The organism is Rhizobium sp. N324 (assembly GCF_001664485.1).
Taxonomy (GTDB): domain Bacteria; phylum Pseudomonadota; class Alphaproteobacteria; order Rhizobiales; family Rhizobiaceae; genus Rhizobium.
The window spans coordinates 4,166,034-4,192,500 of record NZ_CP013630.1 but is presented as its reverse complement, the minus strand read 5'-3'; the positions used below and the strand labels follow the sequence as shown (position 1 = coordinate 4,192,500).

18 protein-coding genes, 1 tRNA gene, 2 rRNA genes and 1 pseudogene are annotated in these 26,467 nt (G+C 59.1%); 12 read left to right on the top strand and 10 right to left on the bottom strand.

Annotated elements, in window-relative coordinates; all coding sequences use genetic code 11:
* The first annotated feature begins 169 nt into the window (after positions 1 to 169).
* From AMK05_RS20140 to AMK05_RS20130, 3 genes are all read left to right on the top strand, one after another.
* Positions 170 to 3,051, top strand: a 23S ribosomal RNA gene (locus AMK05_RS20140).
* A gap of 109 nt (positions 3,052 to 3,160) precedes the next feature.
* Positions 3,161 to 3,275 (top strand): 5S ribosomal RNA (rrf, locus tag AMK05_RS20135).
* Positions 3,276 to 3,474: 199 nt separating this feature from the next.
* Positions 3,475 to 3,551 (top strand) — tRNA-Met (locus tag AMK05_RS20130).
* 636 nt (positions 3,552 to 4,187) lie between these two features.
* Here AMK05_RS20130 and ftsZ read toward each other — a convergent pair.
* The 3 genes and pseudogenes from ftsZ to AMK05_RS20115 all read right to left on the bottom strand — a co-directional run bounded on the left by ftsZ (position 4,188) and on the right by AMK05_RS20115 (position 7,134).
* A pseudogene (gene ftsZ / locus AMK05_RS20125) lies at positions 4,188 to 5,181 on the bottom strand (cell division protein FtsZ).
* A 44-nt stretch (positions 5,182 to 5,225) separates the two neighbouring features.
* The gene (gene fabF, locus AMK05_RS20120; protein ID WP_064840846.1) at positions 5,226 to 6,503 is read right to left on the bottom strand and encodes a beta-ketoacyl-ACP synthase II; all 1,278 of its coding nucleotides are present in this window, start codon (positions 6,501 to 6,503) and stop codon (positions 5,226 to 5,228) included.
* Positions 6,504 to 6,549: 46 nt separating this feature from the next.
* Positions 6,550 to 7,134 carry a TetR/AcrR family transcriptional regulator gene (locus AMK05_RS20115; RefSeq protein ID WP_064841461.1) on the bottom strand — a complete coding sequence of 195 codons (585 nt, stop codon included), beginning with the start codon at positions 7,132 to 7,134 and terminating at the stop codon, positions 6,550 to 6,552.
* Positions 7,135 to 7,231: 97 nt separating this feature from the next.
* Here AMK05_RS20115 and AMK05_RS20110 point away from each other — a divergent pair, with 97 nt between their 5' ends.
* The 9 genes from AMK05_RS20110 to AMK05_RS20075 all read left to right on the top strand — a co-directional run bounded on the left by AMK05_RS20110 (position 7,232) and on the right by AMK05_RS20075 (position 16,687).
* Positions 7,232 to 8,332, top strand: coding sequence for an efflux RND transporter periplasmic adaptor subunit (locus tag AMK05_RS20110; RefSeq protein ID WP_064840845.1), 1,101 nt, complete (start codon positions 7,232 to 7,234; stop codon positions 8,330 to 8,332).
* On the top strand, positions 8,332 to 11,463 hold the full coding sequence (locus tag AMK05_RS20105) for an efflux RND transporter permease subunit (protein ID WP_064840844.1): 3,132 nt from the start codon (positions 8,332 to 8,334) through the stop codon (positions 11,461 to 11,463). Before AMK05_RS20110 ends, AMK05_RS20105 begins: the two co-directional genes overlap by 1 nt.
* Positions 11,464 to 11,595: 132 nt before the next feature.
* Positions 11,596 to 12,180: a glutathione S-transferase family protein gene (locus AMK05_RS20100; RefSeq protein ID WP_064840843.1), complete on the top strand. Its 585-nt coding sequence runs from the start codon at positions 11,596 to 11,598 to the stop codon at positions 12,178 to 12,180.
* A 69-nt stretch (positions 12,181 to 12,249) separates the two neighbouring features.
* Complete coding sequence (locus tag AMK05_RS35925; RefSeq protein ID WP_197678313.1) at positions 12,250 to 12,606, top strand: NmrA family NAD(P)-binding protein; 357 nt, start codon at positions 12,250 to 12,252, stop codon at positions 12,604 to 12,606.
* Positions 12,600 to 13,349, top strand: coding sequence for an NmrA family NAD(P)-binding protein (locus tag AMK05_RS20095; RefSeq protein WP_197678312.1), 750 nt, complete (start codon positions 12,600 to 12,602; stop codon positions 13,347 to 13,349). Before AMK05_RS35925 ends, AMK05_RS20095 begins: the two co-directional genes overlap by 7 nt.
* Positions 13,333 to 14,067 (top strand): TetR family transcriptional regulator, encoded by a 735-nt coding sequence (locus tag AMK05_RS20090; RefSeq protein WP_064840842.1) that lies wholly within the window; start codon positions 13,333 to 13,335, stop codon positions 14,065 to 14,067. The genes AMK05_RS20095 and AMK05_RS20090 overlap by 17 nt, the downstream gene beginning before the upstream one ends.
* 515 nt (positions 14,068 to 14,582) lie before the next feature.
* A complete protein-coding gene (locus AMK05_RS20085) occupies positions 14,583 to 15,377 on the top strand; it encodes a hypothetical protein (RefSeq protein WP_064840841.1) in 795 nt (264 codons plus the stop codon).
* A gap of 201 nt (positions 15,378 to 15,578) precedes the next feature.
* Complete coding sequence (locus tag AMK05_RS20080) at positions 15,579 to 16,367, top strand: DUF2092 domain-containing protein (RefSeq protein WP_064841460.1); 789 nt, start codon at positions 15,579 to 15,581, stop codon at positions 16,365 to 16,367.
* On the top strand, positions 16,364 to 16,687 hold the full coding sequence (locus AMK05_RS20075; protein WP_064840840.1) for a hypothetical protein: 324 nt from the start codon (positions 16,364 to 16,366) through the stop codon (positions 16,685 to 16,687). The genes AMK05_RS20080 and AMK05_RS20075 overlap by 4 nt, the downstream gene beginning before the upstream one ends.
* A 13-nt stretch (positions 16,688 to 16,700) precedes the next feature.
* Here the strand turns inward: AMK05_RS20075 and AMK05_RS20070 are convergent, their stop codons facing one another.
* The 7 genes from AMK05_RS20070 to adh all read right to left on the bottom strand — a co-directional run bounded on the left by AMK05_RS20070 (position 16,701) and on the right by adh (position 26,415).
* A complete protein-coding gene (locus AMK05_RS20070; protein ID WP_064840839.1) occupies positions 16,701 to 19,883 on the bottom strand; it encodes an efflux RND transporter permease subunit in 3,183 nt (1,060 codons plus the stop codon).
* A gap of 40 nt (positions 19,884 to 19,923) precedes the next feature.
* Complete coding sequence (locus AMK05_RS20065; protein WP_064840838.1) at positions 19,924 to 21,120, bottom strand: efflux RND transporter periplasmic adaptor subunit; 1,197 nt, start codon at positions 21,118 to 21,120, stop codon at positions 19,924 to 19,926.
* 175 nt (positions 21,121 to 21,295) lie between these two features.
* Complete coding sequence (locus AMK05_RS20060; protein ID WP_064840837.1) at positions 21,296 to 22,060, bottom strand: bestrophin-like domain; 765 nt, start codon at positions 22,058 to 22,060, stop codon at positions 21,296 to 21,298.
* Positions 22,061 to 22,190: 130 nt separating this feature from the next.
* Entirely contained in the window at positions 22,191 to 23,324 is a 1,134-nt protein-coding gene (locus AMK05_RS20055) for a calcium:proton antiporter (RefSeq protein WP_064841459.1), read from the bottom strand.
* A gap of 142 nt (positions 23,325 to 23,466) precedes the next feature.
* Entirely contained in the window at positions 23,467 to 24,174 is a 708-nt protein-coding gene (locus tag AMK05_RS20050; protein ID WP_064841458.1) for an SDR family NAD(P)-dependent oxidoreductase, read from the bottom strand.
* Positions 24,175 to 24,292: 118 nt separating this feature from the next.
* Complete coding sequence (locus tag AMK05_RS20045) at positions 24,293 to 24,688, bottom strand: DUF779 domain-containing protein (protein ID WP_064840836.1); 396 nt, start codon at positions 24,686 to 24,688, stop codon at positions 24,293 to 24,295.
* A gap of 218 nt (positions 24,689 to 24,906) precedes the next feature.
* Positions 24,907 to 26,415 carry an aldehyde dehydrogenase gene (gene adh, locus AMK05_RS20040; protein ID WP_064840835.1) on the bottom strand — a complete coding sequence of 503 codons (1,509 nt, stop codon included), beginning with the start codon at positions 26,413 to 26,415 and terminating at the stop codon, positions 24,907 to 24,909.
* Positions 26,416 to 26,467 lie beyond the last annotated feature (52 nt).

Below are 26,467 nucleotides of genomic sequence, written 5' to 3'. Positions count from 1 at the left end.
GCTGGTCTTAAGACAGGCTGCAAGTGGGCTGCTCGGCGTAGCTCCAATAAAGCAGACCTGTCGAACACGTTAATGGCATTGTTGGATTGACTGGGTTGTAAAAGGTAACCCGGTCTGTTGTCGTTTCTTCGAAACGGACAACGAGATGATGAGCATTGGCAATGAGAACGATTAAGTGTCGTAAGGGCATTTGGTGGATGCCTTGGCATGCACAGGCGATGAAGGACGTGATACGCTGCGAAAAGCCGTGGGGAGCTGCGAATGAGCTTTGATCCATGGATCTCCGAATGGGGCAACCCACCTTAAATGCTTGGGAAATCGAGCGTGCCGAAGGCACGCGAGGCAGTAGGAAGAAGGCAATAGGCAGTAGTGAAAACTATTGGCTGCTGCCTAATGGCTATTGCCTGACGCGTCTCTGACGCGCTCGGTTTCCAAGCATTGTGATAAGGTATCTACACCTGAATACATAGGGTGTAAGAAGCGAACGCAGGGAACTGAAACATCTAAGTACCTGCAGGAAAGGACATCAACCGAGACTCCGCAAGTAGTGGCGAGCGAACGCGGACCAGGCCAGTGGCAATTGTGATTAAAGTGGAACGCTCTGGAAAGTGCGGCCGTAGTGGGTGACAGCCCCGTACGCGTAGATATCATGATTGTCCTAGAGTAGGGCGGGACACGAGAAATCCTGTCTGAACATGGGGAGACCACTCTCCAAGCCTAAGTACTCGTGCATGACCGATAGCGAACAAGTACCGTGAGGGAAAGGTGAAAAGCACCCCGACAAGGGGAGTGAAATAGAACCTGAAACCGGATGCCTACAAACAGTCGGAGCCCGCAAGGGTGACGGCGTACCTTTTGTATAATGGGTCAACGACTTAGTGTAACAAGCAAGCTTAAGCCGGTAGGTGTAGGCGAAGCGAAAGCGAGTCTGAATAGGGCGATATAGTTTGTTGCATTAGACCCGAAACCGAGTGATCTAGCCATGAGCAGGTTGAAGGTTGGGTAACACCAACTGGAGGACCGAACCCGCATCTGTTGCAATAGATTGGGATGACTTGTGGCTAGGGGTGAAAGGCCAATCAAACTCGGAAATAGCTGGTTCTCCGCGAAATCTATTTAGGTAGAGCGTCGAGCGAATACCCCCGGGGGTAGAGCACTGGATGGGCTATGGGGACTCACCGTCTTACTGATCCTAACCAAACTCCGAATACCGGGGAGTACTACTCGGCAGACACACGGCGGGTGCTAACGTCCGTCGTGAAAAGGGCAACAACCCTAACCTCCAGCTAAGGTCCCCAAGTCATGGCTAAGTGGGAAAGGATGTGAGGATCCCAAAACAACCAGGATGTTGGCTTAGAAGCAGCCATCATTTAAAGAAAGCGTAACAGCTCACTGGTCTAAATAAGGGTCTTTGCGCCGAAAATGTAACGGGGCTGAAGCCATGCACCGAAGCTGAGGATGTGTAGCAATACACGTGGTAGCGGAGCGTTCCGTAAGCTGATGAAGGGAGACCTGTGAGGGCTCCTGGAGGTATCGGAAGTGCGAATGTTGACATGAGTAACGATAAAGAGGGTGAGAGACCCTCTCGCCGAAAGACCAAGGGTTCCTGCTTAAAGTTAATCTGAGCAGGGTTAGCCGGCCCCTAAGGCGAGGCAGAAATGCGTAGTCGATGGGAACCACGTTAATATTCGTGGGCCTGGTGGTAGTGACGGATTGCACAAGTTGTTCTGGTTTATTGGATTATCAGGGCAGCGGAGCGGTTCCAGGAAATAGCTCCACCGTATAGACCGTACCCGAAACCGACACAGGTGGTCAGGTAGAGTATACCAAGGCGCTTGAGAGAACTATGTTGAAGGAACTCGGCAAATTGCACGCGTAACTTCGGAAGAAGCGTGACCCCATATGAGGCAACTCTTGTGGGGTGGCACAGACCAGGGGGTAGCGACTGTTTATCAAAAACACAGGGCTCTGCGAAGTCGCAAGACGACGTATAGGGTCTGACGCCTGCCCGGTGCTGGAAGGTTAAGAGGAGAGGTGCAAGCTTTGAATCGAAGCCCCAGTAAACGGCGGCCGTAACTATAACGGTCCTAAGGTAGCGAAATTCCTTGTCGGGTAAGTTCCGACCTGCACGAATGGCGTAACGACTTCCCCGCTGTCTCCAACATAGACTCAGTGAAATTGAATTCCCCGTGAAGATGCGGGGTTCCTGCGGTCAGACGGAAAGACCCCGTGCACCTTTACTATAGCTTTACACTGGCATTCGTGTCGGCATGTGTAGGATAGGTGGTAGGCTTTGAAGCGGGGACGCCAGTTTCCGTGGAGCCATCCTTGAAATACCACCCTTATCGTCATGGATGTCTAACCGCGGCCCGTCATCCGGGTCCGGGACAGTGTATGGTGGGTAGTTTGACTGGGGCGGTCGCCTCCGAAAGAGTAACGGAGGCGCGCGATGGTGGGCTCAGACCGGTCGGAAATCGGTCGTCGAGTGCAATGGCATAAGCCCGCCTGACTGCGAGACTGACAAGTCGAGCAGAGACGAAAGTCGGTCATAGTGATCCGGTGGTCCCGCGTGGAAGGGCCATCGCTCAACGGATAAAAGGTACGCCGGGGATAACAGGCTGATGACCCCCAAGAGTCCATATCGACGGGGTTGTTTGGCACCTCGATGTCGGCTCATCGCATCCTGGGGCTGGAGCAGGTCCCAAGGGTTTGGCTGTTCGCCAATTAAAGCGGTACGTGAGCTGGGTTCAGAACGTCGTGAGACAGTTCGGTCCCTATCTGCCGTGGGTGTAGGAATATTGACAGGATCTGTCCCTAGTACGAGAGGACCGGGATGGACATATCTCTGGTGGACCTGTTGTCCTGCCAAGGGCATAGCAGGGTAGCTATATATGGACGGGATAACCGCTGAAGGCATCTAAGCGGGAAACCCACCTGAAAACGAGTATTCCCTATCAGAGCCGTGGAAGACGACCACGTTGATAGGCCGGGTGTGGAAGTGCGGCAACGCATGAAGCTTACCGGTACTAATAGCTCGATCGGCTTGATCGTTCTCATTGACTGTGCTCATCGAACAAAGTTCGATGATGCTTGAAGACGTGTTCAAATAAACGATGTGAAAACATCACCAGCTTCTCAAACATAAGTTGCGCTTTGCCGACCTGGTGGTTATGGCGGGGTGGCTGCACCCGTTCCCTTTCCGAACACGGCCGTGAAACGCCCCTGCGCCCATGGTACTTCGTCTTAAGACGCGGGAGAGTAGGTCGCTGCCAGGTCTGCAAAACGCAACTTCATGATATAAAATCTTCTCATCACAGACCAACGGCCCAAAGCCGATCAAAGGGCCGCTCACAAAGCGGCCTTTCGTGTTAATATATACCGCGGGGTGGAGCAGCCCCCGCCGAACCGCAGAAGGCAAAGCCTTCGAGGACCGGCAAACAAAAAGTCCGGGCATGCCCAGACAGCTCATCATGGCGCGGGGTGGAGCAGCCCGGTAGCTCGTCAGGCTCATAACCTGAAGGCCGCAGGTTCAAATCCTGCCCCCGCAACCAAATTCCCTTGTCTTATCCAAGCTACCCAGACCAGTTATCGCTGGCGGAAAAGCTTCGCTTTCCCTGGCGATGGTAGCTCCTCGTTCGCAAAGCTCACCATAACCTGAAGGGTGAGCGGTCGGTCGGGCAAAGCCCGATAAAACAGTCCAGTGGACTGTTTTAAGATCCGAACGGTTCAAATCCTGCCCCCGCAACCAAACAAATAGCCCGCCTCAGCGCGGGCTTTTTGTTTGGTAACGGGTCGAGGAGTTAACGCCTCGTCAGGGGCCCGCAACGAGGCGAAGCCGACGAAGCGGGACAGAAAAACAGCAAAGCCTGAACCCGCAACCAAATTCTCGACTGCCAATACGCAAAAACCCGCCTCTCGGCGGGTTTTTGCGTTTCTGCACGGTGGTCGGGAAAGAACTCAGCGCGCTGGCGGATGCCACGCCAAGCCTCGAGCAGAGGCAATATGACCCCTTTCAGCCCATCATTCCCATCCAAGAGTTCCCCACATTGCCGTCAAACGCCCGACCTTTTCCTTTCGGGGACGATAAGATCGAATGTTTTCACCACCAGCCGATCTTTTGCTGAGCTGAGTTGATATGCTCAGGAACGCATTGGCTTCAGAAGCCGACGGACCCTGGATCATGAACGTCAGGCGACACGGTCGACAAGCAGCGGCGCTCCGGCCGCCCGTCCAATCCCGGTTGCGATGAGCGACACCCGCATCCGGTCATCGAGGCTTTCGTCGAAGCTTGCGCCGAAGATGATTTCGGCATTCCCATCGACTTCTTCGCGGATACGGCCGGCCGCCTCATCGACTTCGAACAGAGTGAGATCTCGACCGGCAGAGATCGAGACGAGAACCCCTTTTGCGTCCCTGAGTATAGCGTCACCAAACAGCGGGTTTTCAAGGGCTGCTTTCGCGGCCGTAGTCGCTCTGCCTGGGCCCGCAGCGTCTCCGGTCCCCATCACCGCCAAGCCCATGTCTCGCATGATCGCTTTCACATCGGCGAAATCGAGATTGACCACTCCTTCCTTCAAGACCAGATCGACGATCGAACTGACACCTGCATAGAGCACGGCGTCAGCCGAAGCAAAGGCCGCCGCAAGCGTGGTATGAGGGGCTGAGAGGCGAAAGAGGCTCTGGTTTGGGACAACAATGACGGTATCGGCGACTTCGAGGAGTTGTTCGATACCTTCTTTTCGCCTGGCGCATGCGGTGTGAGCCCTCGAACATGAAGGGCTCCGTGACAACGGCGACGGTGAGAATGCCGGCCTGCCGCGCGGCGCGGGCAATAACCGGCGCGGCCCCGGTCCCTGTGCCACCGCCCATGCCAGCGGCGATAAAGCACATATGATAATTCGCGAGATGCTCCATGATCTCATGGATCGACTCTTCCGCAGCGGCACGACCGACTGCTGGGAGCGAGCCGGCGCCCAGACCCTCGGTAACCTTCAGGCCAAGTTGCACGACCTGCAGCGCTTTGGACTTGACGAGCGCCTGAGCGTCGGTGTTGGCAACGAGAAAATCGACACCGGATAATGCCTGGGTGATCATGTTGTCGACTGCGTTTCCGCCGGCGCCGCCGACACCGATCACGGCAATCTTCGGCTTCCAGCCTGCCGGTTTCTGTAGGGGGTGCATCATTATAATCCGTCCTATCCTCGTTCGAAATCGCTTGTTGAGGCCTATGCCGCTTTTGCAGGCCAGCGCTTAAACAGCGCACTCGCATTCACGCCGCCGAAGCCGAAACCATTGGTGATCGCGTAATCCATGAACAGCGGCCGGGCCACCTTGGCGACGATGTCGATTCCGTCGCTGGCAGGGTCCGGTGCATCCAGATTCAGCGTTGGCGGCGCAATCTGATCGCGCAGAGCCATGATCGCAAAGATTGCTTCCAGCCCACCGGCAGCACCGAGCAGGTGACCGGTCGCTGATTTCGTGCCGCTCACCGCCAGACCGGATGCCTTCCCGAACACAGACTTGATGGCCTCGATTTCCCCACGGTCTCCAACCGGCGTGGAGGTCGCGTGAGCATTCACGTGCTGGATTTCCTGAGGAGAAATACCGGCCTGTCGGATTGCAATTTGCATGGCTCTCGCGGCACCCGATCCATCCTCAGGACCGGACGTGATGTGGTGGGCGTCGGCTGTCGTGCCGTAGCCGACCAATTCGGCCAAAGGCTCGGCACCGCGCGCAAGGGCATGGCTGAGGGATTCGATGACCAGCACGCCTGCGCCTTCGCCCATGACGAACCCGTCGCGGAGTATATCGAACGGTCGCGATGCCAGTTCAGGCGTATCGTTGAACCCCGCAGACAAGGACCGCGCAGCAGCAAAGCCGCCAAGGCTCACGATATTCATGCAGGCTTCCGTCCCGCCGCAGATGGCGATGTCGGCTTCGTTCGCACGAATGAGCCTGGCGGCGTCACCAATCGCCTGAACTCCTGCAGCGCAGGCCGTCACGGGTGCTCCAAGGGGACCCTTCAATCCATGTCGTATCGATACCTGACCTGCTGCCAGATTGACCAGAAACGACGGGATGGTGAAGGGCGACAAACGTCTTGGCCCCTTATGGTCGACAGTCCGCACCGCGTCAGTGATGGCGGGAAAGCCGCCGATCCCGGAAGCAATGATCGTCGCCGTTCGAAGGCGGTCCTCTTCCGAAATGGGCTTCCAACGCGCCTGCGCAAGTGCCTCGTCAGCCGCCGCGAGCGCGAAAAGAATAAAGCGATCGATCTTTCGCTGATCTTTCGGCGGCAGCACAAGATCAGGATCGAACCCTGCTTCTGCGTCCTCGGCGATGGAGGGGACCACACCACCGATCTTGGCGGGGAGATCACCGACAACCTCGTCCGATAGGCGGCGAATCCCGGATTTTCCGGCTTTGAGCCGTGTCCAGGAGCTTGAGACATTGGCACCGAGCGGGCTCACCGCACCCATGCCTGTGACGACGATACGACGCATGATAACTCTGAGAAATTGTGTGTTGCCGGACTGGAACGGTGGCGTCCTAGTCTTCGTCGAGAGGGGCGAGGCGCTTTACGTCATTGGCCGCCGCTTGAAGCAGACGGTCCGACATATCCGTGTCCGTCATGATCCTTGATAGCGTGACCGCGCCGACCATCAGGGACAGCACTACCATCGCCTTTTCATTGGCATCGGGCTCGCCATTTTCCGGCATCAGTTCCTCCAGCACCTGCAGATGAGCCTCGATCCCGTCTTGGAAGGGTGTCCGGACTTTCGCCCTTTGGCGAGCTGCGTCAGAGCCAAGTGCGACGAGCGGGCATCCGTCCCCCGTTTCTCCGTGATGGTCAGCCGACAAGTAGAGACCGACGACTGCGCGCAGAGGATCCGAGCTTGAGGCTGCGACGGAAGACCACCGGCGCGTTGCACTCTCCATCGCCCGACGGGATGCGAGCGCCGCGAGATCGTCTTTGGATTCGAACTGCTTATAGAAGCCGCCCTGGGTGAGGCCGGCTGCCTTCATCAGGTCTTTGAGACTGATCCCGTCAAAACCATGTTCGCGAAAGAGTCGGCTTGCCGCAGTGATCACTGCGTCTCGATTTGCTTCGGCCTGGGCTCGAGTGACTCGCATTTGGCGCTCCTTTTTAAATTTCATTTGACATCTATATACGTTTTAGATTTAAGTTGCAATCTATTCCGATGAATCGACCGTCAAGAAGGGTCATCACATGAAAACGAAGTTTCTCCTCTCCTCTGCGGTCGTGATCGCCGGCGCCGCCACCGCCGCGTTTGTCTTTTGGCCGACCGAGAAAGTCGCGGCAGCGGCCGATCCCCGGACCGCAATTCCATTTGTGAGTGTCGTAGAGGCAACGACGCCGGATACCGTCGCCAGAAGCTTTACCGGGACGATCGCGCCCCGCGTCCAGAGCGATCTTGGCTTTCGTGTCCCCGGCAAGATCGTCGAAAGGTTGGTGAACCTCGGTGACGAGGTGAAAGCCGGACAGCCCTTGATGAAGATCGATGAAACAGATCTGCGCCTCGCGCTGACCGCCAAACGCAATGCCGTCGCGGCGGCACAGGCAACATTCGTTCAGGCACAAGCCGACGAAAAGCGTTTCGCCGCTCTGGTGAAAAACCTGGCGGCATCGACGCAGCAGTATGAAAAGGCGAAGGCGGCCCTTGATACTGCCACCGCGCAACTTGCGGCGGCAAAAGCCGAGGCGAATGTCGCTGACAACGAGGCGACATATACGGTGCTGCTGGCAGACGCCGACGGAACAATTGTCGAAACGCTGGGCGAACCCGGACAGGTGGTCGCAGCCGGCCAGACGGTCATTCGGCTTGCCCAGGCCGGAGCGCGGGAGGCTCTGGTGTGGATGCCCGAAAATCTCAGGCCGGAGATCGGCGCGACCGCACAAGCCACCGTTTACGGCCGCGACACCAAAGACAACGCGGTGCTTCGCCAGATTTCGGCTTCGGCAGAAACGCGAACCCGCACCTACGAAACGCGCTGGGTCCTGCAAGGAGGTGCGGCGACAGCGCCTCTGGGCGCAACGGTAACGATCAAGATCCCCAATAAGGATGCGCAAACCCATGCCGAGGTGCCGATCGGCGCGCTGCTGGACGACGGCAACCGTTCGGGCATCTGGGTCGTCGATAAATCCTCTACCGTTCACTTCCGGGAACTGACCGTCGAACGGCTCGGCGAGGAAGACGCGATCGTTTCCGGCTTGAAGCCGGGCGAAGTCGTCGTCGCACTTGGCGCGCATCTCCTGAGCGACGGCGCGACCATTCGGACCGGTGCAGAAAAAGCAGAGGCGGCCAAGTGATGAGCTTCAATCTTTCCGCGCTCGCCGTTCGTGAGCGGGCCGTCACCCTCTTTTTCATCATCCTTCTAGCCGCAGCCGGCGTCTACGCCTTCGTAAGCCTCGGGCGCGCCGAGGATCCGTCCTTCACCATCAAGACGATGACCGTCACGAGTGTCTGGCCAGGCGCAACAGCGCGCGAGATGCAGGATCTCGTCGCGGAACCGCTGGAAAAGCGTCTTCAGGAACTGACCTGGTATGATCGGGTGGAAACAACCACCCGTCCGGGCTACGCTTACCTGACGGTTACCCTCAAGGACAGCACGCCGGCCAGCGCGGTTGAGGAAGAATTCTATCAGGCGCGCAAGAAACTGGGCGACGAGGCGAGGAGCTTGCCGCCTGGTGTCTTCGGACCTTTCGTCAATGATGAGTATTCTGACGTCAGTTTCGCCCTTTACGCGTTGAAAGCCAAGGGCATGCCGATGCGTGACCTGGTTCGTCAAGCGGAAACGATCCGGCAGGACCTTCTGCATGTGCCGGGCGTGAAGAAGATCAACATTCTCGGCGAACGGCCCGAGCAGATCTTTGTGGAATTCTCTTTCGCCAAGCTCGCGACACTTGGCGTATCGGCGCAGGACATCGCATCGGCCCTCCAGAACCAGAACACCGTCACGCCCGCCGGCTCCATCGATACACGCGGTCCGCAGGTCTTTATCCGGTTTGATGGCGCCTACAACAGCATACAGGCGATCGCAGATACACCGATCGTGGCCGGTGGCCGGACTCTGAAACTTTCCGATATCGCGGATATCCGTCGCGGCTACGAAGATCCCGCGACCTACATCATTCGACACGAAGGCGAGCCGGCGATCATGCTGGCTGCCGTGATGCAATCGGGCTGGAATGGTCTCGAACTCGGCAAGGCGCTTGAGGAAAGATCTGCGACGATCAGCCAGTCGCTGCCTCTCGGTATGACCCTGGCGAAGGTCAGCGACCAAGCCGTGAACATTCAGGAAGCCGTCGGCGAATTCATGATGAAGTTCGCGATGGCGCTCGGTGTCGTGCTGTTCGTCAGTCTGATCGCTCTGGGCTGGCGCGTCGGTATCGTCGTGGCACTCGCCGTTCCACTGACGCTCGCCGTGGTCTTCCTCATCATGCTGGAAACCGGACGCTTCTTCGATCGCATTACGCTTGGTGCCCTGATCCTGGCGCTCGGACTTCTGGTAGACGATGCGATCATCGCTATTGAGGTCATGGTCGTAAAGATGGAAGAGGGCATGGACCGCATCAAGGCGGCCGCCTATGCCTGGAGCCATACCGCAGCGCCCATGCTGTCAGGCACGCTTGTCACCATTATCGGCCTGATGCCGGTCGGTTTTGCGAAATCGACGGCGGGTGAATATGCCGGCAACATTTTTTGGGTCGTGGGCTTCGCTCTCATCGTATCCTGGATCATCGCCGTGGTGTTCACACCCTATCTCGGCGTCAAGATGCTTCCCGACATCAAGCCTGTCACGGGCGGACATGGCGCCATCTACGGCACGCCGAATTACCAACGTCTTCGCGCAGTCATCAAGTTCGCCGTTCGCCATAAGTTCATGACCTGCGCTGTCGTGGTCGTGGTCATGGGTGTGTCCGTCGTGGGAATGGGAAGCGTTAAGCAGCAATTCTTCCCGACGTCGGATCGTCCCGAGGTGCTGGTCGAGGTTCGGCTGCCCGAAGGCACGAGTATCGAAACGACCACCGCTACGGTCGAAAAGCTCGAGAGCTGGCTGCAGAAGCAGCCCGAGTCGAAGATCGTAACCAGCTATATCGGCCAGGGCGCCCCACGATTCTTCTTTGCAATGGCGCCTGAACTGCCGGATCCGGCCTTCGCCAAGATCGTAGCGCTCACCCCCGATGCCGAGGGTCGTGAAGCGCTGAAGCATCGCCTGCGTGCAGCCATCGCCGATGGCCTTGCGCCGGAAGCCTCCGTTCGCGTCACGCAGCTCGTGTTCGGCCCTTACACACCGTTCCCCGTCGAGTTTCGCATTATGGGGCCCGATCCCGAGAAGCTCTATCAAATCTCGGAACAGGCACTTGCGATCATGAAAACCGTCCCGGACGTTCGCCAGTCCAATCGCGATTGGGGCAACCGCACGCCTGTCGTCCGCTTCATTCCTGACCAGGAGAGGCTTAATCTCATCGGCCTGTCGCCCGCCGAAGCCGCCCAACAGTTGCAGCTTCTGCTGACCGGCGTTCCGATAACCCAGGTCCGTGAAAACATCCGCAACGTCCCGGTTGTTGCGCGCAGCGGCGGTGACAATCGTCTTGATCCCTCAAAGCTCTCGGACTTCTCGCTGATCAGCAGGGACGGAAGGGCAATTCCGCTCGATCAGATCGGTCACTCAGAAGTCAGCTTCGAAGAGCCGATCATGAAGCGCCGTGACCGCACGCCGGTCATCACCGTCCGGTCCGACATCAGCGAGGCAACGCAACCGCCGGAAGTGTCGCAAGCCGTCATGCAGGCCCTGCAGCCATTGATCACCTCGCTGCCCGTCGGTTACCGGATTGAAATGGGCGGCAATATCGAGGAATCGCTCAAGGCAAACACCGCCCTCGCCAAAATCTTCCCCTTGATGATCGCAGCGACACTGATCGTGATCGTTCTTCAGGTTCGCAGCCTGTCGACCATGACCATGGTCATGCTGACGGCGCCGCTTGGCCTTGCCGGTGCAGTGCCGGCCTTGCTCCTCTTCAATCAACCTTTCGGTTTCAACGCCATTCTAGGTCTGATTGGACTTGCCGGTATCCTGATGCGCAACACGCTTATCCTGACCGAGCAGATCAAGGAGAACCAGGCGGCAGGTCTGGACGACTATCACGCTGTCATCGAAGCGACCGTGCAAAGGACGCGGCCGGTGATCCTGACTGCGCTCGCCGCGGTGCTCGCCTTCATTCCGCTGACCCATTCGGTCTTTTGGGGATCGATGGCCTATACCCTTATTGGCGGCACGGCGGTCGGCACCGTGATGATCCTGCTGTTCCTACCGGCGCTTTATGCAGCTTGGTTCCGGATCAAGCCGACGGAGGAAAACGACATGCACCAAGACCATGGAACGATCCAGTCGGGGACTAGTCAGACGGAACCGAAGATGCATCTCGCGGCGGAGTGATGCGATGACCCGCTCCGAAGCGTCGCTGACGCTTCGGAGTAGTCGAACGGTAACCATCAGGTCCCGCCTCCAGCCCGATGGCGGCGGGATCCAGCTGTCAACCACCCACGCTAACCGAAGAATAGGAGAAACATGACCCCGATCGTATCAATTTTCAGAAACCCTCCCGATGGCGGCCGGGGTTTTCACCGGGATATGCGCGTGCGATGGGCGCTTGAGGAAGTTGGGCAGCCCTATGAGATGCGATTGCTGACTTTTTCCGAAATGCGCCGTCCTGAATACCGCGAGCTTCATCCCTTTGGGCAGATGCCGACCTATGAGGACGGGGATCTCGTGCTTTTTGAGTCAGGTGCGATCGTCCATCACATCGCACACAAATTTCCTGGCCTGCTCCCGCTCGATCCAAACGCCAGGTCTCGGGCGATCATGTGGATGTTTGCGGCGTTGAACACAATCGAGCCTTGCGTCTCATCCGATGGCGCCGGCTATCTGCCTGTTCGGCTTAGGGAGCTTTCCTCGAAGCTTGGCGACACTGATTGGCTGGAAGGAGAATTCAGTGCCGCGGACCTGTTGATGGTGTCAGTGCTGCGAGCGCTGCGCGGCACTGAATTCCTCGAGACCAACCCAAACCTTAAGAATTACGTCGCACGCGGTGAAGGGCGGCCGGCATTTCGACGGGCGCTGACAACGTCTGCACCTGTGGTTCGATCAGCATGACTGCCCGAACGAAGCACGCAAAAATCTTCTCATGGTTGTGGGCATGTCGAGCACTTGAAGGAGATCCATATGTCATATGAAACCAGCAGAATTTTCGTGATTGGTGCCACCGGAGCACAAGGAATGTCGGTGGTAAAGGGTCTGGTCGCTGACGGCAAATATGACGTTCTGGCACTTACCCGAGACGGTACGTCGGATCGCGCGAGACAACTCGAGGAGATGGGCAATGTCTCCTTAATAGAGGGTTCATTCGCTGACGAAGAGGTTCTCCGCAAAGGCTTCCGTGCTTGCAATGGAGCTTTTGTCAATATCGACGGGTTCAATACTGGCGAGAAAGCAGAAACCTATCTCGCGATGAGGACCTATGAAATCGCCATCGAGGAGGGATCAGGTTCTTCGTTTTCGGCAACCTCGACTATGTGCTGAAAAAGGCAGGATATGATTCGCGTTTCCGAACCGGCCACTATGACGGCAAAGGGCGCGTCGCAGAATGGATTCTGTCGCAAAACAAAGCCAATGCCGACAGAATGGGCGCGGCGATTTTTACGACCGGGCCGTACATGGAGATGGCGTTCTCGCCCTTTACGCCGATGACGCCCAGAATTGAGGAGGGCGTTGCTACCTGGAGGGTGCCGCTTGGGCGCGGAGCCGTTGTCCATGTCTCACTGGAAGATTGCGCATATTATGTCCGTTGGCTTTTCGACAACACCGAACAGTCTGTCGGAACGGACCTTGAGGTTGCCATCGAACATGTGCGTTACGACGAACTCGCTGCGACGTTCGAGCGTGTGACGGGACATCCCGCATGTTACATCGATACGCACGTTCATCAGTATTTCGGCGGGCCGCTCAAGAACGCGGCAGATCGGCCGGCCGGTTACAATGCGGATCCCGCCGATAGGAGCACGATGAGTTTCAGGGACAACTTCACGGGCTTCTGGAACATGTGGAAACATGACGTCATCAAACGCGATTACCAGCTTCTTGATGACATCCATCCCAACAGATTGAAGTCGGCCGAGCAGTGGATACGGCGCCATGAGGAACTTGCCCGCTTAAACGGTTCACCCTCGCTCTGGGACAAGCTGCAGCCCGAGGCGTTGCAAAACAGCTTTTCGGTTCTGAAAAGCAGCGAAGATAGGCAAAGAGGAAATGTTGGCGGCCTCTGACAACACCTTGGCGATGCCAAGCGATGGCCCGAGGTCACGCCGAGGCGAGGAGGCTGAAGTCAGGGACCTTATTCTTGATCATGCCGAGGCATATATCCGTCGTATTGGCCACAAGAAAACCAACGTCGCCGATATAGCAGATAACCTGGACATGAGCCGGGCGAACATCTATCGCTTTTTCCCAACGAGAGCGGCTATAGACCATGGCGTTTTTGCCAGGCTAACCGACGACACGCTGTCGGCGATCACTCATATCGCCGGCGGTCCCGATACCGCTCCGGCAAGGCTGGTTACGATCCTGCAAGTCCTACATCGTCGGGTTCGCGAAGATCTTATCAATGCGCCGAATATCCACGCGCTCTACGTCGCAGCTTACTTGGACAATTGGACAGTAACGCGCCTCTATCTTCAACGATTGACCGCAATTCTCGCAAAAATCCTCCGCGAGATGAATGCATCATCTAAACTGAGCATCGATGGTTCAGCGGAAACCGCACAAGCTGTTGTCGATGCAATGAATCCGTTTCTACATCCTCTTCTGGTTGAACTGCGCTTAAAAAACCAGAATGATATCGACATGGAACTGAGAGGCCAGATCGCATTCGTCCTGAGCGCCCTCGGCGCTCCTTCCATTTTGTTGAAGATGCCTGGAACTACTTCAAACGATACGAGCGCTGCCTCAGCAGGCTCATATTCGACGCCGACCACTTCAATATGACACATTCGGCCGCGCTGCAGGCGGTGAAGCGATCCCGACCACGGGGAATTTCATCAGGGCCGGCACACGAGCTATCGATACGGTCGCCCCTCAGGGGCGAGGAGTTGGTCGTGCTTGTGTTTCCATAAATATGCGCAGGCTTCAGAGGCCCTCCAAATTCGACAAATTTTACAAGTCTCCGTACACCCGAGCCCCGCAACCAAACTTCCATATCCCCAAAAGCCCGCTGCAAAGCGGGCTTTTTGCGTTTCTGGCGAGCAGAACCTTGGGGCGCTCATAATCCCAACTGTTTATCAGCGCAGCCCAAACGAACACATGTCCTTGCAAGTTGTCATCGATTTTCGAGCGATGACGATACGGTTGCAAAAAGGATAATATTCTAATATACCTAGGTTCAGGCGCTTCTTATATTTCTATGACAGCAAGCAACGTCCGTCCATTCGGCGGCGCCTATTATCCTATTCAGAGGGCAGCTCGATTTCATGAAGTAGATCAGAGATTTATAGGGGGGAATCATGCGAAAATGGGGATCTTCTCTACTGACGTCTGCATATGGGAGGCATCGTCTTCTAACGGCAATCTCTGGGTTGGCCGCGTTCTGCGCGGTGGTGCTCTTTGCCGGGATTGCATCCGCGCAGGCGCCGACCGAAGAGCAGCGTGATGCGATCAGGGCAGAATGTCGTTCCGATTTCATGGCGAAATGCTCCGGGGTGACGCCGGGCGGTATCGAGGCGCTGACCTGCCTGCAGCAGCATAGCGCTACGCTTTCGGAAGGCTGCCGGAAGGCGGTTTCTGCGGTGAACGTCAAACCCAAGTCGACATCTGCGGAGCCGGCGCCAGCGGCACCTGCAAATACTGCGGCGACCAGCCCGGCGCCTGCGACCGGCGCGCCGGCGCATCAGCCGACGCAGGCGCAGCGCAATGCGGTCAAATCCGCCTGTCAGCGCGATTTCATGGCGCAATGTTCCGGCGTCACGCCGGGCGGTGCGGCGGCACTCAGCTGTCTGCAACAGCATAATGCCGCTCTGTCGGCACCATGTCAGCAAGCCGTTGCGGCATTGGAGGGATCGGGGGCGCCGCCGGCCGGCGATGCGGCCGCGACCGGTGCGATCACGCCCGCCCCTCCGGCGATGATGCCAGCCTTCTCCCCCCGTGAGGAAGTGATGATCCTGCGGGAAACCTGCGGAGCGGACTTCCGGACCTTGTGCCGCATGGTGCCTTTGGGGGGAGGGCGGGGCATTGCCTGCCTGCGCGACAATCTGCAGCGCGTATCACCAGCGTGCCATCGCGTGCTGACCTCGGGATTGTAGCGCCCCTTCGATACTCGCTCTCAGAAAGAGACCATCGGGCGCTCCAGCGATAAATTCGGTGCGCGCGATCCCGCAAGGGCCGACAGGCGGCCGTTTGCCCGCGTGCATTGCATCTCTCACATTTCATGTCCGGCTCCGGCAGGTCTGCCAGTTGCCATCTGCAATTCGATGAAATCAATGACACGAACGAAAGGCATTGCCATGTCATCGACTTTTTCTTTCCCGCGGTTGAAGCGGATCCTCCTCTATGCCTCGCTTGCCGTTAGCCTCGCACCGCCGACGAGCGCGTGGGCAGATGATGCGAAGGCGCTTTTAAAGACGATGTCCGATTTTCTGACGGCGCAGAAGACGATCTCCTTCACCTATCAATCGTCACTCGAAGCGGTGACGCCCGATTTCGAGAAACTCCAGTTCGTGAGTTCGGGAACAGCCAACCTGACCCGCCCCGACAAGCTGCGTGTCACGAGAACCGGTGGTTTTGCCGACCTCGACGTGAGTTTCGACGGTTCGTCGTTGACGGTTCACGGCAAGAACCTCGACGCCTATGCCAAGATCGATGGCAAAGGTTCGCTGGATGATCTGATCGACAGGCTGATGACCGCAGGTGTCGAAGCCCCGGGCGCCGATCTTTTATCCTCCAACGTCTATGACGTGCTCATGTCAGATGTGACGGAGGCCAAGCATATTTCCAGCGCTTTCGTGGATGGGGTCGAATGCGAATATCTGGTCTTCCGAACGCCCGAGATCGACTGGCAGATCTGGATACAGAGCGGCCCGCAACCGATACCCCGCCGTTACGTCATCACCAGCAAGCATGTCGTGCAGGCGCCGCAATACACGCTCGAAATCAGCGACTTCAAAAGCGGAGCGGATGTCGCGGCCGTTTCCTACACCATCGAGGTTCCAGCCAGCGTGAAGACGGTCGATCTCAGTGAACTGCAATCCCTTGATGAACTGCCTGAGGCTGCCAGTATGGGAGAGGTAAAATGACGAAACTGTTCTTCGCCCTCGGCCTGGCCGGCGTTCTGACATTCACCGGCTTTCACATCGAGGAGCAGGTATCCGGGCCATTGTCGATCGGCTTTGCCACGCCGGCCGGCGCCGTCATCGGCAGGCCGCTGACGCCGCTCTCTTATGCGGGCGTGGCACGCCGGACGACGCGGCGGGTCGTCACACGCACGACGACGACCATCGCCGTGCTGCCGGCAGGCTGCCGTTATGGTCCCTATTACGGCGGCTATTATTATCGCTGCGGCGGTTATTATTACGCCAAGAGCGGCAACGTCTATGTGCAGGTGATCGTCCAGTAACTGCTGCGGTCGCTTACCCGACGTTCGATATCTCCACTTCCGCCACGCTCACGGCCGTATTTGCGGGCGCGCCGCGCCGCTTCCAGTGCTCCTCGAAGCGCTGCAGCAGCACGTAGAAGGACGGAACGAAGAGGATGGCGAGGCAGGTCGAGGCGATCATGCCGCTGAAGACCGATATGCCGATCGACTTGCGGGCCGATGCGCCGGCGCCCGTGGCCAGCACGAGCGGCAGGACACCGAGGATAAAGGCGAAGGACGTCATCAGGATCGGCCGGAAACGCAGGCGGGCGGCCTCGACGGCCGCGTCGAGGATTTCCATGCCCTCCGCCCGTTTTTCCCGCGCATATTCGACGATGAGAATGGCATTCTTGGCTGCGAGCGCGATCAGCAGGATAAGACCGATCTGCGTGTAGAGATTGTTAGCGACACCTGCCGCCGTCAGTGCCGCCACCGTGCCGAGCAGGGCGAGCGGCACGGCTAGGATGACCGCCAGCGGCAGGATCCAGCTTTCATATTGGCCGGCGAGTACGAAATAGACGAGCAGCATGGCGAGCGCGAAGATGAAGTAGATCTGCCCGCCGACGGCCTTCTCCTGATAGGAAAGCGCCGTCCATTCGAAACCGGTTCCGATTGGCAATGTATGATCAGCGATCTGCTCCATCACCTCGAGCGATTGGCCGGAACTGAAACCGGCGGCCGGTCCGCCGACGATGGTCGCGGTCGGATAGAGATTGTAGAGGCTGATCAGCGAGGGACCTTGCGTCGTGGTGACATTGACGACCGTGCCGAGCGGCACCATCGTCCCGTCGCCGGCCTTGACCTTCAGATTGCGGATATCGTCAGGGCTGACGCGGAAATCGGATGCGGCTTGCGCATAGACCTGGAAAGTGCGGCCGAATTTGTTGAACTGGGTGACATAGCTCGATCCGACATAGCCGGAGAGGGCGGAGAAGACCTGGCCCACCGTAATGCCCAGCGTCTCCGCCTTGACGCGATCGACGGAGACGGCAAGCTGTGGCACATTGGAGCGGAAAGGCGTGCTCAGCCGCTGCAGCGATGACTGGCCATTGCCGTTCTTGACGATCGTATCGGCAAGCGATTGCAGCAGCGGATAGTCGGATACGCCGTTGCGGAGCTCGACCTGCATGGTAAAGCCGTTGGCATTGCCGACGCCCTGGATCGGCGGCGGCACGACCACCAGCGTTTTTGCACTCAGCACATGCTGCAAGGCATCGTTCAGATGCTGATAGATCGACAGCAGATCCTGGCCCTTCTGCTTGCCGCGCTCGTCCCAATCCTTGAGAACGACATAGGCGACGCCGGCATTCTGCAGGCTGGCATTGTTGTCGAGAACGGAAAGGCCGCTGATGGTCAGCACCTGATCGACGCCAGGCGTGGCTTCGGCGATCTTGCCGACCTCTTCCATGACGGCATCGGTGCGCTCCTTCGAGGCGCCGTCGGGCAATTGGGTACTGATCAGCACATAACCCTGATCCTCGATCGGCAGGAATGCCGTCGGCAGGCGCGTCAGCCCCCAGACGGCGACGCCGATCAGCGCGAGCGCTGCGATGGCCATGAGGCCGCTATGGCGGGTCATCGATCCGATCAGTCCGGCATAATGGCGTTCTCCCCAATCATAGCCCCTGTTGAAGCTGCGATAGACGACGTTGCGCTTCTCGGCAGGCACCGGCGCTCGCAGCCAGAGGGCGCATTGCGTCGGTTTGAGCGTGACGGCATTGATGGCGCTGATCAGCGCGGTCGCGGCAATGACAAGCGCGAACTGCCTGTAGAGCTGGCCGGTCAGCCCGGGCAGGAAGGCAGCGGGAATGAAAACGGCCATCAGCACCAAAGTGATGCCGATGACGGGGCCAAGCAGTTCCTCCATCGCTTTCTCGGCCGCCTTTCGGCCTGACATGCCCGCCTCGATGTGCCGGGCCACGCCTTCGACGATGACGATGGCATCATCGACGACGATACCAATGGCGAGAACGATGGCAAACAGCGTCGACAGGTTGACGGTGAAGCCTAAGGCCGCCATGGCCGCGAAGGCGCCGATGATGGTGACGGGGACGGTGGTCGCCGGCACCAGCATTGCCCGCCAATCCTGCAGGAAAACCAGAATGACGATGAGAACGAGCACACCAGCCTCGATCAGGGTGACGTAAACCTCGTCGATGGAGGCCTTGACGAATTTCGTCGTGTCGAACGGCACGTGGTATTCAAGGCCCGGCGGAAAACTCTTGGAGAGCTCCTCCATCTTCGCATCCACCGCCTGCGCCACGGCAATGGCGTTTGCCTCCGGCAGCTGGAAAATACCGATGCCGGCCGCCGGCCGGCCGTTCTGCGTGAAGGATTGGCTGTAGGTCTGGGCGCCGAGTTCGACGCGGCCGATATCGCGGACGCGCGTGATGCGGCCGCCCTGTCCGCTTTCGACCTTGACGATGATGTTCTCGTAGTCGGCGGCCTCGTTCAGCCGGCCATTGACGTTCAGCGTGTATTGAAAGACCTGCCCTTGCGGCACCGGCGGAATGCCGATCTGGCCGGCGGTGACCTCCTGGCTTTGCTGCTGCACGACATTGACCACATCCTGCGGCGTCAGGCCGCGAGCCTGCAGCAGGTTCGGATCCATCCAGATCCGCATGGCATATTGGCCGGCGCCGAACACCGTCACGTTGCCGACGCCAGGCAGACGAGCGAGTTCGTTCTGCAGATTGATGACGGCGTAGTTCGACAGGAACAGGCTGTCATAGCGGCTGTCGGGCGAGGTCAGGCTGACGAAGCCGAGGATCGCCGTCGATTTCTTCTGCGTCGTCACGCCCTGAAGCTGCACCGCTTCGGGAAGCGACGACATTGCAATAGCGACGCGGTTCTGCACCAGAACCTGGGCCTGATCCGGATCCGTTCCGATGGCAAAGGTCACGATCAGCGAATAGGTGCCGTCGCTGGCGCTGGTCGACTGCATGTAGAGCATGTCCTGCACGCCGTTGACCTGCTGCTCGATCGGCAGCGCGACGGTGTCGACGAGGGTCTGGGCGCTGGCGCCGGGGAAGCGCGTCGTCACCTGCACCGTCGGCGGGACGACATTTGGATATTGCGCCACAGGCAGCTGGAACAGGGCGACCGCGCCGACCAGCACGAAAACCAATGCCAGGACGTTGGCAAGTACCGGTCGCTCGATGAAGAAACGCGAGATCATGCTGTTGCCTCAGACGTTCGGAGGAAGCGTGGTGGCGAATTCATTGCGTGGTGGTATTGGCCTTGGCATCGCCGGCGGCATTGGCCGTCGGGTTCATTTCGATCTTGTCGGGCTTGACCTTGCTGCCGGGAATGGCCTGCTGGATCCCTTGAGTCACCACCCAGTCGGCCGGGTCGAGGCCGGATTGAATGACCCGGAGCGCACCTTCCCGCTGGCCGGTCTTGACCTGCTTCTGCTCGACGACGTCGTCCTTGCCGAGAACGAGCACGTAGCTGCCGAGCTGGTTGGTTCCGATCGTATCGTCGCGCACCAGCAGAGCCTTGTCGTTATGGCCGACCGGCACCCGAACGCGCACGAAGAGGCCGGGCAGCATGGCGTGATCCTTGTTGTCGAACAGAGCACGGACCTGGAGCGTGCCCGTGGAGGCGTCGAGCTGAGGCGATACGTAATCGAGGTGCCCCTTGTGCGGGTAACCTTCTTCCGTCTGCAAACCGATCTCCGCCGGTATGCTCGGCAGGTCCGTCTGCCTGAAGGTATGTCCCTGTTTTGCGAGGGTTTCCTTGATCATCAGCACCTGCGTTTCGCTGACGTTGAAATAGGCATACAGCGGATCGGTCTGGACGATGCCGGCGAGTTTGGTAGGGCCGGACACGCCGACCAGCGTGCCGATATCGACGAGGTGATCGGTGACGATGCCGTCGAAAGGAGCGAGCACCTCGGTATAGCCGAGGTTGATCGTCGCGAGTTCGACATTGGCCTGTGCGTTGAGGATGGCGGCATTCGCCTCGTCGAGGGTTGCCTTGGCGCTGTCGACCGCGGTCTGGGTGGTGACCTCTTGCTTCATCAGATTGAGCTGCCGGTCATATTCCTGCTTTGCGCCGACCTGCGAGGCCTGCTGCGAGGCAAGCGATGCTTTCGCTTGATCCAGTTGCGCCTGGTAGGTATCGCGCTCGATGCTGAAAAGCTTGGTGCCCTTCTTCACCATCATGCCGTCCTGATAGTCAATGGATTGGATATAGCCCTGGACGCGCGCCTCGATATCGACGGCATTGAGCGGCGCGGTATTGCCGGTGAGTTCGAAATAGAGGGTGACCGGCTGCTGGACCGGCTGGGCGACGCGAACCGAGGCTGGCGGAGGGGGAACGTAAGTGTTGCCGCTTTCCTCGCAGCCGGCGAGAATCGTCATGCCGGCGAGCACCACTAGGAGGTGCAGACCCTGATCCAATCTCACACGCATTGCCGCCGCCCCGATGGTTACGAGCCTCAGTCTTCATGCGTGCCTCGGCGGAGACGACCCTTCTCCGAAAAGTTCCGGGCATGCGATATTATGTCGCGGCATTGCTCCAAATTGCAATAGCTGCTGGTGCACAATTGAACTCGATCGGAATTTTGCGTTCGCGGACAACAAATGGCTATGGTTTTCCGAGCCGCTCGATGGCGGACTGCAGAGGTGCATCCGAAACACGGATCAGCCCGACATAGGGATTGGCCATATCCGAAACCAGAAAGATCGCGCCGGCGACGGACAGGGCGCAAACGAGCAGAATTGACAGCACCGTCGGGTTGGCCGGGGCCTGCAGCCCGAAGGTCGCGAAAAGCAGCGAGAGCCAGCAGACGAGAACGGCGAGGAAGGCCCAGGGCAAACCCTCTTTGCCGGATTCGACCAGCAGCCAGTGGGTCTCGGCCACCATGCCGCTGACATCCAGCGCGCGTGCCTGGAGGGAACGCTGTACGGCGTCCCTCGGCGAGAGGGATCGAAGATCGCCCTGAACCGCCTCGATATCCTGATACTCCCCCAGCGCCTTGCCGGAGGTATTGTCGGTGGTCTCGGCGGACCAGCCGCGGCTCAGCCGTTTCGCGATCAATTCACGCAGCAATTGCCGCGCCTTGTCCGTTTCCGGCCCGTATTGCGCCATGACGCGATCAAGCAGGAGAACCCGTGCCGCAGCCGTTCTCATCTCCACTTCGGCATTGTCGTAGCTCGATTTGGCGGATGCGATCAGCAGGCCGAGCGCCAGGGCAGACAGCGTTCCCACCACCGCGGTCGCCAGCCGGATCGCATCTTTGGATTCGGCATTGAGGTGGTGATCCGGCAAGCGGCCACGCACCAGCAACCCTATCGATGTGGCCGCCGACAGAAAAACAAAGACTAATCCGCCAATCAACAGTGAGCCCAAGATCTGGTCTCCATCACGTCAAATTGCAAGCGCCGCGACGCTTGCAAGTGGTGCCATCGTTGCTGTCAACATAGCGGAAGACAGGCGGAGGGTGGAACTCTTTACTTTGTAGTGCTCGCGCGGTCGGAGGTCATTGCTGGAAAATGAGCAGCACGTAAGCTAGGAAAAGCACCAGATGGACCGCACCTTGCATGAGATGCGTGCGGCCGCTGGCGAAGGTGATGATGCTGACGGCAAGAGTGAGCAGGAGCATCACCAGATCGCCGTGTTCCAGGCCGAGTGTCACGGCGTGTCCGTAGAGCTGGCTGACAACAAGCATCGCCGGCACCGTCAGGCCGATCGTCGACAATACCGAACCGAGGAAGATGTTGACGGAGCGCTGAAGATTATTGGCGATAGACGCGCGCACGGCGCTGATTGCCTCAGGCGTCGCGACAAGGATGGCCATGACAACACCGCCAAATGCGGTTGGCGCATGCAGGGTTTCGATAATGTAATCGATCGGCCGCGCAAGCTGTTCGACCAGAAAGACGACGGGAGCCATATAGGCGACCAGCAGGATGGCGTGAGGCAAGACCGGTCCGTGGCGAGGGACGTGTTCACAGCGAGGTTCCTGACGGTTGCTGTCGTCAGCGAAATAGTCTCGATGGCGGCCGGCCTGAAGAAACAGAAACGTGGAATAAAGGCCGACCGATATTATACCTAGGATCAGTTGTCTCGGTGCCGATGGATGCTGTCCGTCCGGGCCTGCCAGGAATGTCGGCATGACGAGACTCAAGGTCGCCAGCGGCACGATCACCCCGAGATAGGCGTTGGCGCCCTGCAGGTTATGCTGCTGTTCCGGTCGCCGCCACGCGCCGAGCAGCAGCGACAGGCCGACCATGCCGTTCAGGATGATCATGACGACGGCAAACAGCGTGTCGCGCGCAAGCGTGGGATTGTTTTCGCCGTGCAGCATGACGGCCGATATTGCCATCACCTCGATCGAGGTGATGGCAAGCGTTAGAATGAGCGTGCCGTAAGGCTCCTTCAGCCGCTCCGCCAGATGGTCTGCGTGCCGCACGACCGCCAGAGCGGAGCCGAGCACGACGGCAAACAGCCACCCGAAAACGACCGTGAACCAAAGCGGATCGGAAAGCTGTCCGAAGAGCTGCTCCTGGAAAGCAAGAAATGCCAGGCTCGTGGCGAGGCTGACGCCGAGGAACCATTCCTCGCGCAGCAGTCTGGCAGCGCCGACGGCGCGCAATGCGGGACCGTCCGTCATCGAAACCACCCGCCTTCTGGCAAATGCCGCCGCAATGCGATCATCAACACCATCGCGCCCCGCCCGCTACCCGCATCCTATAGGAGGAATCGTACCTCAAGCCGAGCGGCATGCAACCGTCTAAAGCGCAGTAGCCCCGGTCTTATTCGCGTCCGGTGGCCGGGATTGCTGCGCCGGTAACAACGGCAGCGGCCGGGGAAATCAGGAAGGCGATCAGACGGGCGATCGATTGCGGCGTAACCCAGCCGTCCGTTTTCGCATTGGGCATGGCGGCGCGGTTCTCGGGCGTGTCGATCGTTCCGGGCAGAATGCAGTTGGCGGTAATGCGGTGGTCGCGGTTTTCTGCGGCGATCGCCTCGGTCAGCCGGATGACGGCGGCTTTCGAGGCGGCGTAAGCGGCCTGGTTGGCGCCGGCCTTCAGGCCGGGTGCCGCAGCGACATGAACGATGCGGCCGTAGCCCGCGGCCTTCATTGGCGGAAGAACCGCGGCGCTGATCGTCAGCGCCGTGCGGGCGTTGGCATTCATCATCGTCTCCCATTGCGCGGGTGCATCCGGCCCGACCGCCCCCATCTGGAAGCCGCCGACCGTGTTGACCAAGGCGCTGACGCCGCCGAAGCGCTTGACAGCCCTGGCGACGGCGGCGGCGCAGGAGGCATAATCGGTGAGATCCGTTCCGGCAATCGACAGAAACTCGGCGGAGGCGGGAAGCTCGCCGGCCAAGGCTTCCAGTTCCTGGCTCGACCGGTTCATGCAGACGAGTTTGGCGCCGCCAGCGGCAAGCTCGCGGACAACGGCGCTGCCGAGGTTTCCGCCGGCGCCTGTGACGATGACGGCTTTCCGGTCTTTCATGGCAATCATCTCCTGGCGGTGCCGGTATTGGACAATGTTGCGCATTGATGATCCAGGTTGCACGGCAAGGCAAGCACGGGCAGAAGCGATCGGGGATAGTGCAGTCGAAATCCTTATCCTAAATCACCCGCCTGCCGCTGACATCCGGGACGGCGCAGGCTTCGCCGCCGCCGAAGACACGCGAGCGGGTCAGGAAACGCTTCTCGCGGCCATTATCCAGCGAGAACATGCCGCCCCGGCCCGGCACGACATCGATGATCAGCTGCGTATGCTTCCACGCCTCGAACTGGCTGACGCTGATATAGACCGGCACGCCGCCGATCTCGCCAAGTTTGACATCGCTGTCGCCGATCATGAATTCGTTAGCCGGATAACACATCGGCGAGGATCCGTCGCAGCAGCCGCCGGACTGGTGGAAGAGGATATCGGGATGATCGCGCTTGATCTCGGCGATCAGGTCGAGGGCCGCATCGGTTGCGAGCACACGCGGTTCGCCGTTGACGGTGGCTTCCATCGGTCTTCCTCCAGGGTTTTGGGAGGAAGAAAGTCCCCTCCCCAACCCCTCCCCACAAGGGGGAGGGGCTAAGCCGTGGCACCCGCTCGCAAAACAACAAGCCGGATGCATATGCTGCGCTCAAGAATGAATACGACGAGCGCCGCATGTTAAGCCCCTCCCCCTTGTGGGGAGGGGTTGGGGAGGGGTTTTTGCCCCCTCCCGCCGCACCAAGCATCTCAGAAGAAACCGAGCGCCTTCGGGCTGTAGCTCACCAGCATATTCTTGGTCTGCTGGTAGTGTTCGAGCATCATCTTGTGGGTTTCGCGGCCGATGCCCGACTGTTTGTAGCCGCCAAAGGCGGCATGGGCGGGGTAGGCGTGGTAGCAGTTGGTCCAGACGCGGCCGGCCTGGATCTCGCGGCCGAAACGGTAGCAGCGATTGGCGTCACGGCTCCAGACGCCGGCGCCGAGACCGTAGAGCGTGTCATTGGCGATTTCGAGCGCTTCCTTCTCGGTCTTGAAGGTTGTGACCGAGACCACCGGCCCGAAGATTTCCTCCTGGAACACACGCATCTTGTTGTGGCCCTTGAAGATCGTCGGCTTGACGTAATAGCCGTTCGCCAAGTCGCCGCCGAGATCGTTGCGCGTGCCGCCGGCCAGCACCTCGGCGCCTTCCTGCTTGCCGATGTCGAGATAGGCGAGGATCTTTTCCAGCTGCTCGGTCGAGGCCTGGGCGCCGATCATCGTCGCGCTGTCGAGCGGATTGCCCTGCTTGATCGCCTCGACGCGCTTGACGGCCCTTTCCATGAAGCGGTCATAGATCGATTCCTGGACGAGGGCGCGGCTCGGGCAGGTGCAGACTTCGCCCTGGTTGAGGGCAAACATCGCAAAGCCTTCGAGCGCCTTGTCGAGGAAGTCGTCATCCTCGGCCATCACATCGGCGAAGAAGATGTTCGGCGATTTGCCGCCGAGCTCCAGCGTCACCGGGATGAGGTTCTGGCTGGCATATTGCATGATGAGCCGGCCGGTCGTCGTCTCGCCGGTGAAGGCGATCTTGGCGATGCGGGAGCTGGTCGCCAGCGGCTTGCCGGCCTCGATGCCGAAACCGTTGACGATGTTGAGCACGCCGGGCGGCAGCAGATCGCCGACCAGTTCGGCCCAGAGCAGGATCGAGGCCGGTGTCTGCTCGGCAGGCTTCAGCACCACGCAGTTGCCGGCGGCAAGCGCCGGAGCGAGTTTCCAGGTGGCCATCAGGATCGGGAAATTCCACGGAATGATCTGGCCGACGACGCCCAGCGGCTCGTGGAAGTGATAGGCGACGGTATCGTGGTCGATCTCACCGATCGAGCCTTCCTGGGCGCGGATGCAGGAAGCGAAGTAGCGGAAGTGGTCGATGGCCAGCGGAATGTCGGCCGCCATGGTCTCGCGGATCGGCTTGCCATTGTCCCAGGTCTCGGCCTGGGCGAGCAATTCCAGCTTGTCCTCCATCCGCTGGGCGATCTTCATGAGGATATTGGAGCGCTCGGCAGCGGAGGTGCGGCCCCATTTTTCCTTGGCCGCATGGGCGGCGTCGAGCGCCAGATTGATGTCCTTTTCATCGGAGCGGGGAATGTCGCAGAGCTTGCCGCCGGTAACGGGTGTCAGGTTTTCGAAGTATTTTCCGCCGACCGGCTCGCGCCATTCGCCGCCGATATAGTTGCCGTATTTCAGCTTGAACGGCGACTCGACGATTTTCTGATGAAGCATGTCATCCTCCCGTGATGATCCAGGTTCCAAGCGAACCAGTGGGAGGAAAATG

Bases quoted from the DNA above. Each gene is read 5' to 3' on its own strand.
- AMK05_RS20050 (WP_064841458.1), bottom strand. From the start codon at position 24,174: ATGAAAGACCGGAAAGCCGTCATCGTCACAGGCGCCGGCGGAAACCTC.
- AMK05_RS20085 (WP_064840841.1), top strand. From the start codon at position 14,583: ATGCGAAAATGGGGATCTTCTCTACTGACGTCTGCATATGGGAGGCAT.
- AMK05_RS20115 (WP_064841461.1), bottom strand. From the start codon at position 7,134: ATGCGAGTCACTCGAGCCCAGGCCGAAGCAAATCGAGACGCAGTGATC.
- AMK05_RS20100 (WP_064840843.1), top strand. From the start codon at position 11,596: ATGACCCCGATCGTATCAATTTTCAGAAACCCTCCCGATGGCGGCCGG.
- AMK05_RS20070 (WP_064840839.1), bottom strand. From the start codon at position 19,883: ATGATCTCGCGTTTCTTCATCGAGCGACCGGTACTTGCCAACGTCCTG.
- AMK05_RS35925 (WP_197678313.1), top strand. From the start codon at position 12,250: ATGTCATATGAAACCAGCAGAATTTTCGTGATTGGTGCCACCGGAGCA.
- fabF (WP_064840846.1), bottom strand. From the start codon at position 6,503: ATGCGTCGTATCGTCGTCACAGGCATGGGTGCGGTGAGCCCGCTCGGT.
- AMK05_RS20110 (WP_064840845.1), top strand. From the start codon at position 7,232: ATGAAAACGAAGTTTCTCCTCTCCTCTGCGGTCGTGATCGCCGGCGCC.
- adh (WP_064840835.1), bottom strand. From the start codon at position 26,415: ATGCTTCATCAGAAAATCGTCGAGTCGCCGTTCAAGCTGAAATACGGC.
- AMK05_RS20080 (WP_064841460.1), top strand. From the start codon at position 15,579: ATGTCATCGACTTTTTCTTTCCCGCGGTTGAAGCGGATCCTCCTCTAT.
- AMK05_RS20045 (WP_064840836.1), bottom strand. From the start codon at position 24,688: ATGGAAGCCACCGTCAACGGCGAACCGCGTGTGCTCGCAACCGATGCG.
- AMK05_RS20075 (WP_064840840.1), top strand. From the start codon at position 16,364: ATGACGAAACTGTTCTTCGCCCTCGGCCTGGCCGGCGTTCTGACATTC.
- AMK05_RS20065 (WP_064840838.1), bottom strand. From the start codon at position 21,120: ATGCGTGTGAGATTGGATCAGGGTCTGCACCTCCTAGTGGTGCTCGCC.
- AMK05_RS20105 (WP_064840844.1), top strand. From the start codon at position 8,332: ATGAGCTTCAATCTTTCCGCGCTCGCCGTTCGTGAGCGGGCCGTCACC.
- AMK05_RS20055 (WP_064841459.1), bottom strand. From the start codon at position 23,324: ATGACGGACGGTCCCGCATTGCGCGCCGTCGGCGCTGCCAGACTGCTG.
- AMK05_RS20090 (WP_064840842.1), top strand. From the start codon at position 13,333: ATGTTGGCGGCCTCTGACAACACCTTGGCGATGCCAAGCGATGGCCCG.